Annotated in this window: 13 protein-coding genes and 1 pseudogene; 5 read left to right on the top strand and 9 right to left on the bottom strand. The window is 60.1% G+C overall.

Translation table 11 applies throughout. The features are described 5' to 3' along the window. Positions 1 to 58: 58 nt before the first annotated feature. The 3 genes from B7P44_RS34270 to B7P44_RS37690 form a co-directional block, all read right to left on the bottom strand. Complete coding sequence (locus B7P44_RS34270; protein WP_084910455.1) at positions 59 to 532, bottom strand: RES family NAD+ phosphorylase; 474 nt, start codon at positions 530 to 532, stop codon at positions 59 to 61. Next, on the bottom strand, positions 529 to 957 hold the full coding sequence (locus B7P44_RS34265; RefSeq protein ID WP_017335769.1) for an Xre family toxin-antitoxin system antitoxin: 429 nt from the start codon (positions 955 to 957) through the stop codon (positions 529 to 531). Before B7P44_RS34265 ends, B7P44_RS34270 begins: the two co-directional genes overlap by 4 nt. Positions 958 to 1,056: 99 nt before the next feature. After that, complete coding sequence (locus tag B7P44_RS37690; RefSeq protein WP_221625178.1) at positions 1,057 to 1,191, bottom strand: ribbon-helix-helix domain-containing protein; 135 nt, start codon at positions 1,189 to 1,191, stop codon at positions 1,057 to 1,059. A gap of 782 nt (positions 1,192 to 1,973) precedes the next feature. Here B7P44_RS37690 and B7P44_RS34260 point away from each other — a divergent pair. From B7P44_RS34260 to B7P44_RS34250, 3 genes and pseudogenes are all read left to right on the top strand, one after another. Further along, positions 1,974 to 3,560 carry a glycosyl hydrolase family 18 protein gene (locus tag B7P44_RS34260; RefSeq protein ID WP_084910454.1) on the top strand — a complete coding sequence of 529 codons (1,587 nt, stop codon included), beginning with the start codon at positions 1,974 to 1,976 and terminating at the stop codon, positions 3,558 to 3,560. 120 nt (positions 3,561 to 3,680) lie between these two features. Further along, positions 3,681 to 3,809 (top strand): annotated as a pseudogene (locus B7P44_RS36965) (IS6 family transposase); the annotation flags it as partial. A 435-nt stretch (positions 3,810 to 4,244) separates the two neighbouring features. Then, on the top strand, positions 4,245 to 5,426 hold the full coding sequence (locus B7P44_RS34250; RefSeq protein ID WP_084910453.1) for an ISNCY family transposase: 1,182 nt from the start codon (positions 4,245 to 4,247) through the stop codon (positions 5,424 to 5,426). Positions 5,427 to 5,955: 529 nt separating this feature from the next. Here B7P44_RS34250 and B7P44_RS34245 read toward each other — a convergent pair. Further along, a complete protein-coding gene (locus B7P44_RS34245; protein WP_084910452.1) occupies positions 5,956 to 6,243 on the bottom strand; it encodes a hypothetical protein in 288 nt (95 codons plus the stop codon). Between the two features lie 444 nt (positions 6,244 to 6,687). On the opposite strand from B7P44_RS34245, the gene B7P44_RS36960 reads away from it, so the two are divergent. Then, positions 6,688 to 7,056 (top strand): hypothetical protein, encoded by a 369-nt coding sequence (locus B7P44_RS36960; protein WP_133118004.1) that lies wholly within the window; start codon positions 6,688 to 6,690, stop codon positions 7,054 to 7,056. Between the two features lie 11 nt (positions 7,057 to 7,067). Here B7P44_RS36960 and B7P44_RS34240 read toward each other — a convergent pair whose 3' ends face one another. The 3 genes from B7P44_RS34240 to B7P44_RS34230 all read right to left on the bottom strand — a co-directional run bounded on the left by B7P44_RS34240 (position 7,068) and on the right by B7P44_RS34230 (position 12,178). Further along, positions 7,068 to 10,130, bottom strand: coding sequence for an ATP-binding protein (locus B7P44_RS34240; protein ID WP_084910451.1), 3,063 nt, complete (start codon positions 10,128 to 10,130; stop codon positions 7,068 to 7,070). Between the two features lie 382 nt (positions 10,131 to 10,512). After that, a complete protein-coding gene (locus tag B7P44_RS34235; RefSeq protein ID WP_407924051.1) occupies positions 10,513 to 10,719 on the bottom strand; it encodes a hypothetical protein in 207 nt (68 codons plus the stop codon). Between the two features lie 337 nt (positions 10,720 to 11,056). Beyond that, complete coding sequence (locus B7P44_RS34230; protein ID WP_088511407.1) at positions 11,057 to 12,178, bottom strand: ISAs1 family transposase; 1,122 nt, start codon at positions 12,176 to 12,178, stop codon at positions 11,057 to 11,059. Positions 12,179 to 12,482: 304 nt separating this feature from the next. Here B7P44_RS34230 and B7P44_RS34225 point away from each other — a divergent pair, with 304 nt between their 5' ends. Next, a complete protein-coding gene (locus tag B7P44_RS34225) occupies positions 12,483 to 12,917 on the top strand; it encodes a DUF1090 family protein (protein ID WP_084910449.1) in 435 nt (144 codons plus the stop codon). 68 nt (positions 12,918 to 12,985) lie between these two features. Here B7P44_RS34225 and B7P44_RS34220 read toward each other — a convergent pair whose 3' ends face one another. Both B7P44_RS34220 and B7P44_RS34215 read right to left on the bottom strand, forming a co-directional pair. Further along, positions 12,986 to 16,048 carry an ATP-binding protein gene (locus B7P44_RS34220; protein ID WP_084910711.1) on the bottom strand — a complete coding sequence of 1,021 codons (3,063 nt, stop codon included), beginning with the start codon at positions 16,046 to 16,048 and terminating at the stop codon, positions 12,986 to 12,988. Positions 16,049 to 16,138: 90 nt separating this feature from the next. Next, positions 16,139 to 16,816 carry a response regulator gene (locus B7P44_RS34215; RefSeq protein ID WP_084910448.1) on the bottom strand — a complete coding sequence of 226 codons (678 nt, stop codon included), beginning with the start codon at positions 16,814 to 16,816 and terminating at the stop codon, positions 16,139 to 16,141. Positions 16,817 to 17,034: the final 218 nt, after the last annotated feature.

The raw sequence follows: 17,034 nt of genomic DNA, 5'->3' as shown, positions 1-17,034 counted from the left end.
CGCCGTCGCCGATCGCGAATTTCGCGCGCGGCGTCGCGCCGCGTGCCACGCAGCCGGGTTACGATGCGCCGCCCGCCGGCATGACAAACAGTCGTTCATCCCATACGACCGGCCGCGGTTCCGCAACTACAATCCGTACGGCGTCCGGGTGTGCGGGATTCACCAGCGCGTTGTATTCCGCGCGCGCGACGACCGACGGCACTACCAGGATCGCGCTGCGCGCTTCCGTCAGCCATGCGTCGCCGAATCGACGGGCGATCTGCTGCGCCGGGGCGTCCCACCCTTCGGGCAACGATTCGGCGGTGTGTCGTTCGATGCTCACGTCATCGGACACGGTCGACTCGACGCATGCGTGCGTCTTTGGCACCCTGCCGATACGCGCGTGGACGAGCACCTCGAGCATGGCGCCCGCGAACGTCAGCGCCGCGTAAATGACCGGACGGCCCGGGCTGTTGAAGCGTCCGCCGATCAGCATCGCGCCGGTGCCGCTCCAGATCGTGTGCCGCGTGTCGGCGATGCGGTACAACTTCATGCCGGAAGCCCGTAGAAGAGCTTCCACAGCACTTCCTCGACGCGACGCGCGCCGAGCTCGGTGAGCGCGACGTCCAGCGGCGCACGCCCCTCGAGCTCCGGGTGCGGTGCAGCCAGGAACTGGCGGGCCGCGTCTGCGTCATCCCACACGTACGCCGCGGTCGCGACGATTCGCGCTAGCCGTTCGGTCTTCTCGGATTCGTCCTGCGTGAGTCGGTCGCGCCGACGCTTGTAGGTTGCCTCGGGGATGATGCGCGCCAGCAGCGCGCGGCGCGCATCGGCGCCGTCGGTCGCGTGCTCAACGCCGGCCTTCAGCGCGGCCTTCGGCAGGCCGTCGCGCACACGGGCCTCGAGCTCCGCCAGCGTATGCGGTACCGGCCGAAGCTCCATCACGTCGGCCACCGCTTCAGGGGTCACAAGCAACATGTCGGATCCCTCCATAAAGTATCAATTGATACCAGAGTGCAGTTCACATGATACCAGATACAAGGGTGCCACGGCGCGGCCGAATCGAATGGCGGTCGGTCACTTCGGCTTGTGGCCGGCGAGACCGCGCAGCGCAGCGCGTTGCGGATTCATTACTTCTGACGTGGCATAGGTGCCGCTGGCGACCCGCTGCCGCACGCCGTCGGCCATCTCGCTCGGGAGGCTGATACTCATTGCTGGGTGATGCCCGTGGTGCCTCCTACTCCATCCTCGTAACGCCGTCACGGACCGTGGTTTGCCAGGTGCGCGCCGGGCGGGCCGAAGTACAGCGCCGCGCGATACCAGCGCTGACGCCGCTTGCGAATCAGTGTGAGCAGATCGACACACGTAGCGACGTCGGCGGCCGTGAGCCGCGCAATGAGCTGGGGTCGAACCAGCCCTCGAGCGCGTGCTCGGGCTGCGACGTCTCAACGAGACTCGCAGCCCTCCGCGCCCTGCTTCGGGTATGGAGAGCGATGCGAGCGCGGATCTCGCGCAGGGCCCCGCCGTGGACATTGTTACGCATTTAAATGCATATCCGTGCCGATGTTCAAGAATACGATGCGCTTCAACAGCGTATTCAGGTTGACTTAACAGTTATCACATTGTCATCGCCGGATTTTTCGGGATATCGATTACCCTGACATCTGCAGCCGATCAAGACGGATTTTTCTAAATAATCGTTCTCCAAGCACCTATACCAGACTGCTTCCGTTTTTAGGACCGCCAGGCGCGAATCTCGTCGTGGCGCGGGGAGTCATTCCCCTAAACGACGCCGAATAGATTTACGCAAGCCAACAACGACATCGAAATCAGTCTTGCAAAAAAGGGGTGACCATAGATTTTCTGAAGCGCCCCGAAATTCTCCTTGCATTTCCCGAATCCTGGCCAATACTGATACCAATTTAATACCAAATACATACCAAAGTAAGCCAGGCTTCATCACCGGCATCCGCCGTAAAGCAAAGGAGAATGTAATGCAACGTTCGATTCACCGCCTGTGCCTGCCCCTGATCGGCGCGAGCAGCCTCATCGTGGCCAGCTCTGCGGCCTATGCCCTGCCCAGCTGCAGCGCCTGGCAATCCAGCCAGACCTATAACGCGGGCGATTACGCCTTGTACAATGGCCAAACCTGGCAAGCGCAATGGTGGACGCGCGGGGAAACGCCTACAGCCAGCCAACAGGGCGTTTGGCAGCAGCGCGCCGCCAACTCATGCGCGCCTATCAGCGGCGGCGGCTCAGGCAGCGGCGTGCCGCCGGAACCCACGCCCACCGTGGGCTACAACGTGGGCTCTTATTTCACCCAATGGGGCATTTATCAGCGCCAGTACTTTGTGAAAAACCTGGCGGCCAGCGGCGGCGATAAAAAACTCACCGTGCTCAACTACGCTTTTGGCAATGTCTACGCCAACGGCCAGTGCGGCATGGTCACGGTGGCGGAAAGCGGCAATGGCGATGGCGGCGACGCCTGGGCGGATTACCAGCGCGCCGTCTCCGCGGCGGAGTCCGTGGACGGCCAGGCAGACAGCTGGGATACCCCACTACGCGGCAACTTCAACCAACTGCGTAAGCTGAAACTGACAAATCCGCAGCTCAAGGTGCTGATCTCCCTGGGCGGCTGGACCTGGTCCAAGAACTTCTCCACCGTAGCCGCCAGCGACGCCAGCCGCCAGGCGCTGGTTTCCTCCTGCATCAACCTCTACATCAAGGGCAACCTGCCGCAACAAGAAAACGCTGGGGGACAGGGTGTGGCGCTGGGCGTGTTTGACGGCTTTGACATCGACTGGGAATACCCGGTGGCCGGTGGCCTGCCCACCAATCATTACAGCGCGGCGGACAAGCAAAACTTCACCCTGCTGCTGGCGGAGTTCCGCCGTCAGCTGGATGCGCTGGGCCAGCAGAACAAGCGTCGCTATTACCTTTCCGCCGCGCTGGGCGCCGGAGTGGACAAAATCCGCAATACCGAACCGAGCAACTACGGCGCTTACCTGGACTGGGCCAATGTGATGTCTTATGACTTCCATGGCGGCTGGGAAGCGCAAGGCCCCACCAACTTCCAGTCCAACCTCTACCCGGATCCGGCTAATCCGGCCCAGAACGACGCCAAGTTCTATGATATCGACGACGCGGTGAATGCCCTGGTCAGCGCTGGCCTGGCCCGCAACCGCATCAATGTGGGCATCCCCTTCTATGGCCGCGGCTGGACCGGCGTGGCCGCCGGCCCTAATGGCAATGGCCTGTATCAAAGCGCCACCGGCCCCGCGCCCGGCACTTACGAGGCGGGTTACGAGGACTATCGTGTGCTGGGGGGCCGCGCAGGCGCGCGTTATGTGCATCCCGTCACCAAGCAGCTGTGGAGCTATGACGGCACGCAGTTCTGGAGTTATGACACACCGGATGTGATCCGCACCAAGCTGGGCTATGTCAAAGCCCAGCAGCTGGGCGGCGTGTTCAGTTGGTCATTGGATGGCGACGATATGCAAGGCTCACTGCTGTCCACCATGGGCGAGTTGCGCAGCGCCACCGCCGCCACCAAGCCCACCGGGGTGACGCCGAACCGTTAATGCTAGCAAAGCATTTTTAGCTGGAGTCCAGCATGCCGGTCCGCGTGCCCAATCCCTCGCTCAAGGTACGCGGTCTTTTAACGACGCACCGGCATTGTCACGTTGGCGTAGGATAACGACATGAAAACGACCTCGCTCTATCGTGCACGCCGGTTTCCTGCGGCCACCATTGCTCAGGCCGTGCGGTGGTATTTCCGCTTCCAGATCAGCCTGCGCGGTGTCGTGGTGAGCTGCGAAACGATCCGGCGCTGATGCGACAAATTTGGCGGGCCCAATGGGTTGATTGCGCTTCTGCGCCATCGAGGATACTTGGTCGATGAGATCGAGTGGCCAGGCATGGCGCCCGGCGACACACGGTAATGGATCCGTGGCTTCCATCTCAATGACTGATCAGCCACTCGTGTCCTGTTGGTAGTCAAGATCGTCGGACCTGGTCAAGTCCGGCTCAGCGACCAGTTCCCGATGGAGCCTGACCGCTGCAACCGGCGAGTCGACGACGGCATGGAGAGACGTTCCATCCCACAGCTCGACGGTCCACTTATCGCGCACGCGTCAGACACCGATCGTCCAGCCGCTGCAATGTCACGGCTTTTTAGTAATGTCCGATTTGGGCTCGTTAGAAATGTCCGATTCCTGCCTTGGTTGAAGTGCACGCTTTCGTGAGGCATCGACCAGGGGCGAACCATGAACGGACGTGAGTTGATCACGGCAAGCATGCGCGAACTCGAGCGGGTCAAGGTCATCGAGGCGGTTGTTGAAGGCCGCCTGCGGTGTTTTCAGGCGGCTGAGCGACTGGAGCTCAGTGAACGGCAGATCAGCCGGTTGTGCCGGCGCTATGAGGCCGCGGGTCCAGCCGGACTGGTTTCAGCCAAGCGCGGGCGGCCGAGCAATCGGGAACTGTCCGTCGATCTGCGCGCGCGTGCGATTGCGCTGATTCGGGAGCGCTACGCTGATTTCGGGCCGACGCTAGCCTGCGAGAAGCTCTGGGAATGTCACGGCATCCGACTTGGCAAGGAAACGGTCCGACGCTGGATGTATGACGCGGGCTTGTGGATTCCGCGTCGGCAGCGGCCGCCGAAGGTCTACCAGCCGCGGGCGCGGCGTGCGTGCCTGGGCGAGCTGATCCAGATCGACGGCAGCGAGCATCGGTGGTTCGAGGAGCGGGCGCCGCAATGCACGCTGCTGGTGTACGTCGACGACGCCACGAGCCGGTTGATGATGCTGCACTTTACGGCGACGGAATCGACGTTCAGCTATTTCGAGTTCGCGAAGCCGCCGCGTAGCGACTTCGACGCACACCGGCCACTGCGGGACGACGAGGACCTGGATCAGTTGCTGACCTGGCGCGAGACGCGTCGCGTCTCGAAGTCGCTGACGGTGCTGTACGACCGGGTGCTCTATCTGCTGGACGACACGCCGGCCAACCGCACGCTGATTCACCGGTATATCGACGTGTGGGAGTATCCGGACGGGCGCATCGAGATCCGGGCCGACGGTGCAGTGCTGTCCTGTCGGCAGTACGACAAGCTGGCGGAGGTCGATCAAGGTGCGGTCGTCGAGCACAAGCGTCTGAGTCACGCGCTGCAAGTGGCTGAAGCGATCCAGGCGCAGCGCGACAACCGACGTGCTTCCGGATCGCCGTCACGCGCGAATCAAGGCATCGCGGTGCGCAAGCCTGAACGTCGGGCGGGTACGAAGAAACCACGCGAGTTCACGCAGGCCGATCTGGATGGCGTGATCGTGGAATTGGCTCAACACCGGCAAACCACAAAGCCACCCCGCAAACCTGGCCGTCGGTCTGCGAAGGACCGTGGCTCAGACGTCAGCGCCCTGCCCGTTCAGACGCCTTCCTTCGACACCGCGTGACGATCAAACCGAGGAAAAACAGGCAAGCCAAATCAACTGAAAAATCGGACATTTTTAAATAGCCAGAAAGCGGACATTTGAGAATGGCTTTGACACCCCAAAAAATTTCTTTAGCTTATGTTAAATAGCCAAGAATGGATAATCTTCGTTACATGCGGCCAATCCATGCGGCTCGCCCGACTGTAGCCGATGCTGCTCGTATTCGCATCGAATGCCACACGCGCCGCGTCCACGGCGTCGAGGTTTTGAAGCGCCCACGCATCTCGATTCCACGTACAGCCTGAAATTTAACAACTCATTCCCCCCCCCTCGACGGATTTTCCAGATGCCTGCGTCGCAGGCACTCCTGGTTCCGACGGCGCATCGCCGATCGGCGCCCGATCATCACGCCTACGCTCCCTCACTTGGCTTGCGGCATCGCATCATGCCGAGCGTCGAACATCTCGCAATTCAAAAAAAAGGGCAGCGAATCGCTGCCCTCACGACACCTCTATCTGTTTATTTGAATTTCGGGTTCAACGCCCCCGAATCAGAACTTGAACTTGAAAAACGAGCTGGTGAATTTCGAAACGTCGAACCCCGAATGTCCAATGCTCACCCCAACGCCGTTCTTGCCCGAGCTTGTGGGAGGAACGGGGCGACCGTTGATCGTCACGTTGGCACCGATACCAATGCCGACACCGCCATTGATTGACGTACCGGAGGCGCCGCCGGCGATCTCATCCCATGACGTACCAGAGTTGCCGGAGATGTCGCCGGCGATCACCAGGCCGGCACCCGAAATCTGCTTTGCTTCAGAAACCTTCAATTCACGCATGTTATGCAATCCTCTATTGATGACATGTGCGGACCTTATCAATTCCGGTATTGTCCATACGTCGACTGCCGCACCATTGCAATGTAATGAGTCACCGAAGCAAGCGTCAATTGGACTGGTCCGAATTTGACTGCGAAGCCAACAACGCTGTCCAACGGCAAATGAGCCTGTAACCGCGCGTTTCCACCGGGCGATGAGCCTGGAGCGAAGGAAATTCGCCGGAGTGTTGACTGCCGATGGGCGGCAGGCTATCGGGGATGGTTGATCATCTGTCGGATGATTCAGCCGTGCGCATGTCACGAGGCAGGTGTTGCGCTGGTTGCATTTCAAGACACTGCCCCGTCCCAATAGCGCATCTTCGAACGCCTTTGCCAGGCGTTACACGGAGGCGGATCTGGGCTGGCCGAGGCCGAGCGCTAGTACGGCCGTCTCTCGGGGCCCGCCATGGTGGCCGTGTTGCGGCGCACGTATCAGGTCTATGGCGACGAACGGTTCGTGCGGCTGCAGCACCTGTCGTCATCGCGTCTCTATAACCTGCGCCGCTCGGCCAAGTATCGCTGCCGCCACACGGTTCAGCACTCTGTTCAGGGAAACGATGAGTCCAGTCAACAAGCGCTGAACGTAGAGGACCGCTGTACTGTGATCGCGCAACGCGCGGATTCTACCGGTCACAGTACACGCCCCGCTCGACCAACCCATCACCCGTTAGGTCTCGCGATCTTCGTCGGCATAGCGGATCAAATTCGCGTCACGGCCCGGGCGACCTTTGTATCGCACGCGGCGGGCGGCGAGATAACCTGCGGCCCGGTATGACAGATTTGCGATTATTCGTCGTGCAACACCTTTTCGGGGCCAAGTCGTTCTGCCGGCGGGTCGGCCCCGTGCAAACGATGGTCCCCAATGCCTCGTCGCCGCGTCGCAAGCGCGCCGTGCAGATGCGCGAGCGTCACCGGCTTCGTCAAAACGCGGCGCACGCCAGCTTGCACGCAGCGGCGCTTGTCTTCCGGCAACAGGTGTGACGTCACAACTAACACATCGCCGGCGAACTCGCGATCGCGAACGGCCTCGGCAAGCGCAAGCGCCGACATGTCGGGAAGGTCGGCGCCGATCAGCACCACGTCCCAACTGTCGGTGGCCAATGAATCGAGCGCAGCCTGCGCCGAGCCAACTTCGGCAACTATGCAACCAAGCGCGTGCAATTGCTCGCTGAGCAGCGCACCGTTGACGATCTGATCGTCCGCCACGAGCACCCGCAATGTACCGCCGATCGCATAATGCGCGGAGGCGTCGGGCCTCCGGGAAGGACGTTCCACTGGGAAATCTCTCCCGAACTCACGGCCCCCATCATTGCTTTGCATCAGCGCCGAGTACAAACCACTCAGTGAATAACATGACACGCGAACTATGTCGCCAACGTAATACGGCTCAAGCGGGCCATCGCGCGTCGCCAGGATAGTTCGCGTGCCGCTGGACACGCCGTCGAGGTCTACATGCGGCCACATGTCGGGATCGCCGAACAGTATCACTGTGCCAAGCCGATCAACGTCGTGGTCCTGTACATCGAGCGGATCGTCCTGGATGCGGACGTCGAAGCCCCATGACGTCAGATGCGGCAGTACGAAATCGCGCCACTCAGGATGTGAGGCAACGAGTGTCAGAATTCGACCGTTCGTCGCGCGTCGCGCGTCGAATGCCAAAACGTCCATTCCGAGTGGAAGCCGCACCGTGAAGCAGCTTCCGACGCCCGGCTCGCTCGCAACCGAGATTCGTCCGCCCATCGCCGTGACGAGCCGGCCGCACAGCGCGAGTCCAAGGCCTGTTCCACCGAAGCGCCGCGTGATGGACATGTCAACTTGTGAGAACGGCTTGAACAGTTTGAGCATATGCTCGGCGGAGATGCCGATCCCCGTATCCTCGATCTCGATCACGATTTCCGACACCTCGCGGCCATCCGCGGTCACGCTGACTCGCGCTGTAACACTGCCCGCGTGAGTAAACTTGATCGCGTTGCTCAGCAAGTTGCCGAATACCTGCGCCAGGCGTGTCGGGTCGCCGCGCATTCGCTGAGCGGCGGATGCATTGATTTCACAAAATAACTGCAGCCCCTTCTCCCTCGCGACTGGCGAGAACGCATTTAGCTCACGCTCGATCATTGCGATCACATCGAATTCGATCGATTCGACCGACATCGAGCCGGCTTCGATCTTCGAGAAATCCAATATGTCGCTGACGACGGCGAGCAGGTTCGTTGCAGACGTACGTAGCGCGCGCAGACGGCCCTGCTGGGACGCATCGAGTGACGAGCGCTCGAGAAGCTCGAGATTCCCGAGGACCACGTTCAGCGGCGTGCGGATCTCATGGCTCATCGCTGCAAGGAACGACGATTTCGCCGCATTTGCCGAATCGGCCGCGCGAACTGCCTCTTCAAGTTTTTGCAACAGCTGCCGCTTTGCAGTCACGTCAACGAACGCGGCGATCAGCACCTCCCTGCCCTGATAGCGTCCACCACACGCCATGAACTCGAGGTGAGGATTTGCCGCTTCCGCACCGGGCAACAGGATGTCGCCGGCAAGCACTTTGCAATCCGCGTCGCCTACCCGCCACGCACCGACCACCTGGCTCGACAGCACGTGATATTCGCCGCCGATCCGTTCGACCATTTCTGTCAGGGCATGGCTCACGAGCATGAAGTGCTCGTCATCGCGCGCAATCAAACCAAGTCCGATCGGCGCCATCTCTATGACGCTGCGGCACAGCGCCTCGCTATCGAATACGCGCTGCGACCGGGAATAAAGCGGCACGAACTCGCGCCTGTGAAAGCGCAGCAGCAGCGTCCACATCACCGCCAGCGCCACCAGTGTCGCCGCCGCGACCGTTCCAGCAGGCCATGCCACGCCATGCACGATGCCGACCCATGACAGCGCGTACGTGAGCGTCCAGCCGGTCGAGCCCAGCTGATCGCGAAACAGCAAGAAGCCGTCACTGAACATGGGAGCGCCTGGCGACGCCTCACTACGCATCCGATTCAGCCGCAGCAGGCGCTGCACACGCTCGGTATCGCCCATGATCGTCGGATCCATCGAGACCAGCCCGCCATCGGACGTCGTAATATAGAAGGCGCCTGCGGGACGGTAATCGTCGAGCCACGACAGCAGATGGGCGGGGGGATATTCGGTTACCAGTACCGCAAATGGCTTGCCATGATCATGCGCCTCGGCCGCGATCCTGATCCTCGACTGCCTCGACACGGGGTTAATGAAGGGCGGCAGCCAACGCACCTGCGGGCGGGAGCCATCGGCGCTCCGAGATGGCTCATCGAAATGGATGCGCAACGCATCGAGCACGCGAGCGCGACCTTCCGGTAAATCCAGGGCCGGGTAATCGTGCTTCCGGTTCGGCACCAGCGCGAATGCGCCCGTGCGCGTACTGTAGTGATAACCCTCCAGCGTGTACCCTCGAATGATCGAACTGGCCGCGCAGATGCGCGCCAACAGCACCGACATCGATAGATATCGCGCGACCTCGATACGATTGGCGGTTTGCTCCGGCACGCCGAGTACGAGCGACGAATAAGGCTTGGTCGCAAATTGCTGACCGCTGTTGAAGAATTCGTTGAGCATGGACTCCGGCGCATTGCCCACCTCCCGCCAGATGAGCTGCACGTTCGTGACGCTGTTACGAAACGACGTCTCGCTCACCTGGATCGCGTTCAGTGTCTGCTCCAGCCCGCTCAAATAGGTGCGTCGCTCCCCTTCGGCATAGGTGTAGACGATCCACGCCATGCCGAGCCCGCTGGCGAGCAGAATCAACAATGTAACGATGATCCCACCGCCGAACACTGAGATGCTCTGGTAGCGGCGTAAGGTTTGGAGGGGACTGTTTGGCATGATGCGTCATGACGGAAGCCACGAGCGCAGTGAAACAATGGTGAGCTGATATGGCGTCCGGCGTGTTGTCGACCTAATGAAAGACGTGATTGCCAATATGCCAAATATCCGCTCGACCGTTCGTGTCTCGCGAAGCATATCGTACATGTCAAATCCGCCGAGACCGCAATTTCGAACTTGACCGATATTTTGGTCGTTACGCGCGCTCGTGTTCTGTTGTGAACATGATCCATGTTCACGAAGCATGTAGACGCCAACAGAATGGGAGACACGGTATGCCGATGGGCCGACAGCCGGGATGAGCGCGCACGATCTTCGTCACATGCCCACGATGAAACATTTTGGTTGCTTGATTGCTCCCAATGCGATCCCCCTCAGATGGTCAACGTGATTGCTGATTCGCAGACCCATCGCGGATTCTGGCCCCTTGCTCCCACTCGTAGATCGCGTGTCGCCTCTGTACGTGCGACATCATCAGGTACTCGTTCATTTCCATAAGAAACTTTCTTCTTGATTTCTCGGGAAGTGACGCGAATTCCAACAGTAAATTCAGTATCTTCTTTTTGTCGCGCATGGTTTTGTCGCGCATGGAAATATCTCCTCCGGGGCTAATCCACCATGAGGGGAGTCAACCCCGTCCTATTACTTGCGCTTACCGAACCATCGCTTCTTGAGGATCTGGATTTCTGACCCGGTCGATTGCAGCCAAGTACGACGTGCGCTCACAGATCCATTTTCGATCTACTGTCCGAGTCGCCTCTTACAAACTCGGTTTCCGGGAGCGGCACTCGACGCGCGCATGATGAACCAATGCAGGCTTGACTCTCAACAAAGTCCCCATCTTAGGATTGTTAGAGCCGCAGCACTATTGGACGAATTCGAAATTCCGGAACTTAGGCACTAGTAACGGGCAATCGCATGAACTGTCACAAACGGAGAACGGCGACGCGGTAGGCGTCATTGACTCCCGCTTTGAGCCGTCGATTCTTGATGCCGGCCTTCGTCGTCGTATCCGCTTTGAGCAGGTTCAGGCAGATGCGCCGCAGGATCGCAAAGTTCTGGGCGGCGTTGTTGACGCGAACCCTGCATTGGTCTTCACCGAAGGCCATGTCCAGCACCCAGTGCATGCTGTTCTCGATACGCCAATGCGCCCGCACGGCCTGCGCAATTCGCGCTGCGTCGGGAGGCAGGCTCGACACGTAGTAACGCCGCTCGGTCGTCTTGGTATCGCCGATTTCCCGAGTGGCCTCGACCATCACGATCGAACGCAGGCCGGGCCATAAGTCCGGATCAGGCTCCCAGCACGCTAGGACATCACTGGCGATACACCGGCGCGTTTCGATACGGCCGTGATCCTTGTCGATTTCCTGATGTTCGGTGGTGTGGTCCTGATAGGCGTGCGGCACACGCTCGATGGCCTCAAGTGCATAGCGGATCCGCTCCAGCAGCGTCGATTGATTGTCCTTGACCGCCAGCACGTAGTCCCCGCCTGCTTTGACGATACGCTCGGCAATCTGGCGCTGGCACCCCATCGCATCGAGCGTGACGATTGCGCCCTTGAGCAGCAGTACGTCGAGCAATGCCGGGATGGCCGTGATTTCGTTGCTCTTGTCGGCGATCCGCACTTGCCCCAGCGACATGCCCATTTGGCTTGCCCATGCCGAGACGAGGTGGATGCCATGCTGGTTCGCGCTGCGTGAGCCTCGCACGGTTTTGCCGTCGATGGCGACCACTTCATCGGCCAGCGCCGGGCAGAGTCCGCGCATCCAGCGAACGAAACAGGCTTCGAATTCCAGCGGATCAAGTGCCGCGAATACCCGACCGAACGTATCGTGCGATGGAATCCCGCGCTCCAGCGGCACGTACCGGCGCAACCAGTCGAGCTTCGATTCGCCCCAGATCTGAATCGCGACCCAGCTGTCTGCCCCCGACAGAATCGCGCACAGCGAGACAAACAGGATCTCCCGCAAATCATGGGGAGACGGCCGGCTACGTGGATCCGTCAAACCTCCGAATGCTTCTTCGATACTCAACACATCCTGCTGCAAAACGGACTGTCGCACGGGCTTCTCTCCGGGGGAAAAACCGTCACTACATCCTGCTTCGGACAGGCTTTCAAGCAAACGGAAGCCTTCTTTAACGATTTACACATTTCGTGCGATTGCCCTGGGCACTAGTAACTCGCGAATACGGTTTCATACATGTCATATTTACCGCCACGAATGCTGCTGTTCTAATGGCGGCCCACACGTCGATCGGTTGCCATGCCGTCGCGTCGAAGGTCCCGATCGGGAGTACAAGTGGCTATACGCACACCACCCCATCGGCAATGACACACCCGCGAAATTGCTCATGATGAAAAAGATCCTGATTGCCGCTGCCATTCCATTCATCCTGCCCACAGGCTCTCAAGCGATCGCGAGCAAGCGTAATTGCGCCGAACGGCTCCAGGCAATCCAGGCGCAGATCGACAATGCGAAGCGATACGGCAATGCGCATCAGGTGATCGGCAAGCAGGCCGCACTCGCGCATGTCGAAGCGAGTTGCGCGGGCGCAGGCCAATTTGCCAGCACCGAACGCAAGCTCAGGGACAAGCGACGCAACGTGCGCAGCGCACAGGATGACGTACGTCGCGCAGAGGAACGCCTGCGTGAAGCCCAAGCGTCAGCGGATGCGAAGGAGATCGCGAAGAAGCGGCGGATACTCGCCAGGAAGCAGGATAAGCTGCGTGAAAAAACAAGCGACTTGCGCGAAGTGGAAGCCGACCTCGGCACGCTGAAGCGTTGATACGGCCCGGTCACCGCTGGTGAAGCGCGTACCCACACCAGCAGCGCCGGCAGAGACGCACACCGATTTCATGGAGAATCGACTTGCGCACCTCCACTCGCAAGACGCCTTAGCCCCAGGACAATCGCTTCTTCGATTGAAGGCCAGATTCGTTTAAGCTCACCTGGGCCATTGTCACGCAGGGTCGACTCAGCACGCGCGCACGCATCCCGTGCAATGACGTCGCGGACCAGCGCGAAGCCTCCTCGCATCGAATGGAGCTCGATCTGGACCGCGTCCATGTCGCCGCTCGTCAGCGCTGCGTTGATTATCACGAGCGAGTGCTGTGTCGCCGTGTGTAGCGTCTGGCGAATCTCGTCGGTAACTTCCAGTTGGCGTACCGAGCTCCCCTGCAACGTCGGCGCAACGGCATCGCGTCCCGCATGCCGCCGCAACGCCGCATCGAGTGCGCCGATCGATAGCGGCTTCAGCACAACCTCCGCGACGCCAACTTTCTCGCAACGCTGGCGGTCTTCGTCGGTCGCATGGGCGGTCATCGCGATCACCGGCACCCCTGCGCCCTGTTCCCGGAGAAAATTCGACAGCGCAAAACCGTCGAGTTCCGGCATCCCGAGATCGGTCAACACGATATCGTACGGCCGTTCGAAGTACGCTCGCATCGCCTCGATGCCGTTGGTAACGATCGTCGCGTCGTAACCCAGTACGTCAAGTTGGTCGCGCAGCAGTGCGCGGCTCGCGGGATGATCCTCGGCGACCAGCACACGTATCGGCTCATCGCTGTCGCCTCCCTCCTCGCCGGCTTCGTCCGCCACCGGTTCGGCGTCGATATCGAATACGAACGCCGGGTCCGAGCACGTGTCGATATCCAGCAGCTCCGTGCACCAGCCAGGCGGCGCATCCGGCAGCGGTAGTGTGACAACGAAATTCGAGCCTTCGCCGAGACGACTGTCGACGGACAGTTCTCCATCCATCAGCTCGACGATACGCTTACACAGCGGCAGCCCGAGCCCAGTGCCCCCGAAGCGTCGATATGTCGCCGCGTCGGCCTGAATATAGACGTCGAACAGCGTCGACATACTCTCCTTCGGAATGCCGACCCCCGTGTCGCTGACGACGATCTCGACACGTGGGTTCCCCGCCGCGATCGGCGAGAGCCGCGCGTCTACCGTCACCGTACCGTGCTGCGTGAATTTGATCGCGTTGCTGACGAGGTTCGTGACGATCTGCCGCAGCCGCACGGGATCACCGACATAGCCATCGGCCAACGCCGGGGACAGACGGCATGTGAGCGTCAGATGCTTCGCATCTGCGAGCGGCTGGAAGATCGCGGTGACGTCTCGCAATAACGCGCGCAAATCGAACGCAATGTGCTCGAGGACCATCTGGTTGGATTCGGCCTTCGACAGGTCAAGCACGTCGTTGATCACGCGCAGCAACGCGTCCGACGACGACATGATCGTCCCGAGCCGGCGCCGCATCGGCGCGGACATCCGAGCACGCTCCATCAATTCAAGGTTGCCGACGATCGCGTTGAGCGGCGTACGGATTTCGTGGCTCATCGTTGCAAGAAACGTCGATTTCGCCTTGTTTGCATACTCGGCCGCCTCACGCGCCTCGCGCAGCTTCTCCTCCATCTGCTTTCGGACAGTGATATCGACCAACGTGCAAAGAAGCACATCGACGCCACGATATCGCGTTCGCACGATGTTCACGGCAAAATAGACCGCCCGTTGGCCAGCCACGTCGAAGGCCAACTCCCGCATCATGAAGCGCGGTGCATCCGGCGCCCGCGTTCCGTCCTGATACGCACGCCAAATTCGTTTGCCAAGCGACTTACCCGAATTGTTGTCTTCGTATTGGAGAACGGCATCGTTGCGCACCATCGTCTCGCCGTCAGCCATCGACAGCAAAATAATTCCTGCCGGAGCCGCACGAATCAACGTGCGGTTGAGTGCCTCGCTTTCGATCAATCGAATCGCCCGGCGGTTCGCGGGACGCAGTGCCCGCCGATCGAAGCGGACTATTCCGATCCAGAGAATCGAAATGGCAATCAACCCAAGTCCGGCCGTCAGGCTGAGTGGCTCGAAGACTGCAGCCGCGACGCTCCGCCACGAGAAAGTAGCCATCAACATGAGATCGGAGCTTGGCAAGTAGTCCCCGATGACGAAACGGGTGCCGACGCGGTGTACGGCCACGTGATCTCCATACGGAATGCGCGCATGGTCGATCGCATTGGCTATCATCTCGCGGCTCGGCTCCGCACCTGCCAGAAAATTGGCACGCGCATCGATCAGCGCATATCTGTCGTCGCCGGACTGCGATGCGAGAATTTCGCCGATACGCTCGCGACAGTTCATGATTGCCCAAGCGAACTGCTGCCCCTTGCCATCGTATAGGCGCTGGGCAAAGCGCAGTACACGGCGCCCCAGCAGCGGATCAATGCGGCTTTCGATCAGGATGGCGTTCTTGTCCGCACTACCTTGATGTTCCTCAGTGAAATCCACGTTCGATGGCGCGACTTGTCGCATCAGCGACTTCAACGAAAACCCGTCAGGCAGATCGAGCGCACGCTCGACGAGTTCGGAATCGAAAATGCCGAGGAATTCTTCGTTCGTCGCGACCATATAACCGGATAGACCTTTGTCGACCGGAGCCTGGGTCGCCGCGATCTTGAAATGCGGCAGAGCCACCGAAAGATAACGCGCATACTGACTCGCAGGATGCTCCGGCGTGACATCGGCTATTCCGACGAACCAGGCATGGCCGAGCCGGTATCCGATCAAGCGACCGTGGTCGTCGGCGAACTTCTGCAATACTTCGCGCGGGACCGGCTCTGCGGCTATCCAGCGCCCCTGTGCAGTGTTGACGAATTGACCGAACAACAATCGTGTCGACATCAACTCGGCATGCAGCCGAGCCTCCCGCTTCAGAAACTCCCCCCGCACCTGCGTGAAGTGGCCGAGTATTTCGAGCCGCGCGATGAGCACCATACACGCCAGGATGAACACGGTGATTGCCACGCCGCTGCCGTACAACAGGAATTGCTGCTGACGCCGGACCCGGTCCGGTTCGAATGGTTTGCGGCCTGCGGCTGCAATCCTGGCTCCGTGCTGCTTCGGTTTTTCCTGCATGCGTATCATCCGCAATGGCTCAATCTGCGATAGGTGAGCGAGTCAGTGGTGTCGCTCGAACTCCGGGCAATCGCGCAGGATCCGCATGCGCTATTCCCCTGTATGTGGCGTGCTCGACGCGGGCGAATTGGGAAATATTACCGCATCGGCATAGCGGAGCAGATCGATATCGCGCGTGATTCCGAGCTTCTTCATTGCGCTTGCCTTTTGCGAACTGATGGTCTGCTTGCTACGATGAAGCTGTTCGGCGATCGTGTTCACTGTATTCCCGGCGCAGAAAAGACGAATCACTTCGATCTCGCGCGGAGACAGTGGCCGCACAACGGGCTTTGAGTCCGTGTCGTCTTGAAGCAGGCTCTTGATGAATGGCGATACGTAATGCGCGCCCACATATGCGGCATGTACAGCCCCGATAATGTGCGATAGCGCATCGGACTTGCTCAGGATACCATTCACCCCCTGGCTTCTAATCGCTCGCAGGATGGTGGGGTCGTCGAGCATCGTGATCGTCACGATGCGCAGCGCCGGATAGCGGCGCTGCAGAAATGACAGCAGCGCAAGTCCGTCGCCGTACTTGCCGCCCGGCATCACGTAGTCGAGCACCAGCACATCACTTGGATGACCATCAAGGGCCGCGACCAACTCTGTCGAGTTGGAAACGGTCTGCACGATCTTGATCGTACTGTTGCTCTCAAACGCTTGTGCAATCCCAAGTGCCGCTGCCGGATGATCGTCCGCCACCATCACGCGCAGAAAGAACTCTTTCATGATTCCGTTTCCTTGATTTCGGGCACGTATCCCGTTCGTCGACTCGACCGACGAACGTGCTCGTGCCGTCAGGTGGAAGAACAGCTACATTCGATCCGCTGATTGGAATGTGGCCGACAACAGGACAACGCAGGTGCGATTTCACCAACTGTGTCGACTGGCACATCGAATCTGCCTGGGGCGTGACCGGCAAGCGCCATCGAAAGCGCCTTTGCAGC

Origin of the sequence: Burkholderia ubonensis subsp. mesacidophila (assembly GCF_002097715.1) — a bacterium.
Classification (GTDB): Bacteria; Pseudomonadota; Gammaproteobacteria; order Burkholderiales; family Burkholderiaceae; genus Burkholderia; species Burkholderia mesacidophila.
Note: the sequence above shows the minus strand (reverse complement) of the source record. Positions and strands in the feature narration are given on the sequence as shown.

Coding starts and splice junctions, on each gene's coding strand:
- B7P44_RS34270 (WP_084910455.1), bottom strand. CDS start 532: ATGAAGTTGTACCGCATCGCCGACACGCGGCACACGATCTGGAGCGGC.
- B7P44_RS34265 (WP_017335769.1), bottom strand. CDS start 957: ATGTTGCTTGTGACCCCTGAAGCGGTGGCCGACGTGATGGAGCTTCGG.
- B7P44_RS37690 (WP_221625178.1), bottom strand. CDS start 1,191: ATGAGTATCAGCCTCCCGAGCGAGATGGCCGACGGCGTGCGGCAGCGG.
- B7P44_RS34260 (WP_084910454.1), top strand. CDS start 1,974: ATGCAACGTTCGATTCACCGCCTGTGCCTGCCCCTGATCGGCGCGAGC.
- B7P44_RS34250 (WP_084910453.1), top strand. CDS start 4,245: ATGAACGGACGTGAGTTGATCACGGCAAGCATGCGCGAACTCGAGCGG.
- B7P44_RS34245 (WP_084910452.1), bottom strand. CDS start 6,243: ATGCGTGAATTGAAGGTTTCTGAAGCAAAGCAGATTTCGGGTGCCGGC.
- B7P44_RS36960 (WP_133118004.1), top strand. CDS start 6,688: ATGGTGGCCGTGTTGCGGCGCACGTATCAGGTCTATGGCGACGAACGG.
- B7P44_RS34240 (WP_084910451.1), bottom strand. CDS start 10,130: ATGCCAAACAGTCCCCTCCAAACCTTACGCCGCTACCAGAGCATCTCA.
- B7P44_RS34235 (WP_407924051.1), bottom strand. CDS start 10,719: ATGCGCGACAAAACCATGCGCGACAAAAAGAAGATACTGAATTTACTG.
- B7P44_RS34225 (WP_084910449.1), top strand. CDS start 12,483: ATGATGAAAAAGATCCTGATTGCCGCTGCCATTCCATTCATCCTGCCC.
- B7P44_RS34220 (WP_084910711.1), bottom strand. CDS start 16,048: ATGCAGGAAAAACCGAAGCAGCACGGAGCCAGGATTGCAGCCGCAGGC.
- B7P44_RS34215 (WP_084910448.1), bottom strand. CDS start 16,816: ATGAAAGAGTTCTTTCTGCGCGTGATGGTGGCGGACGATCATCCGGCA.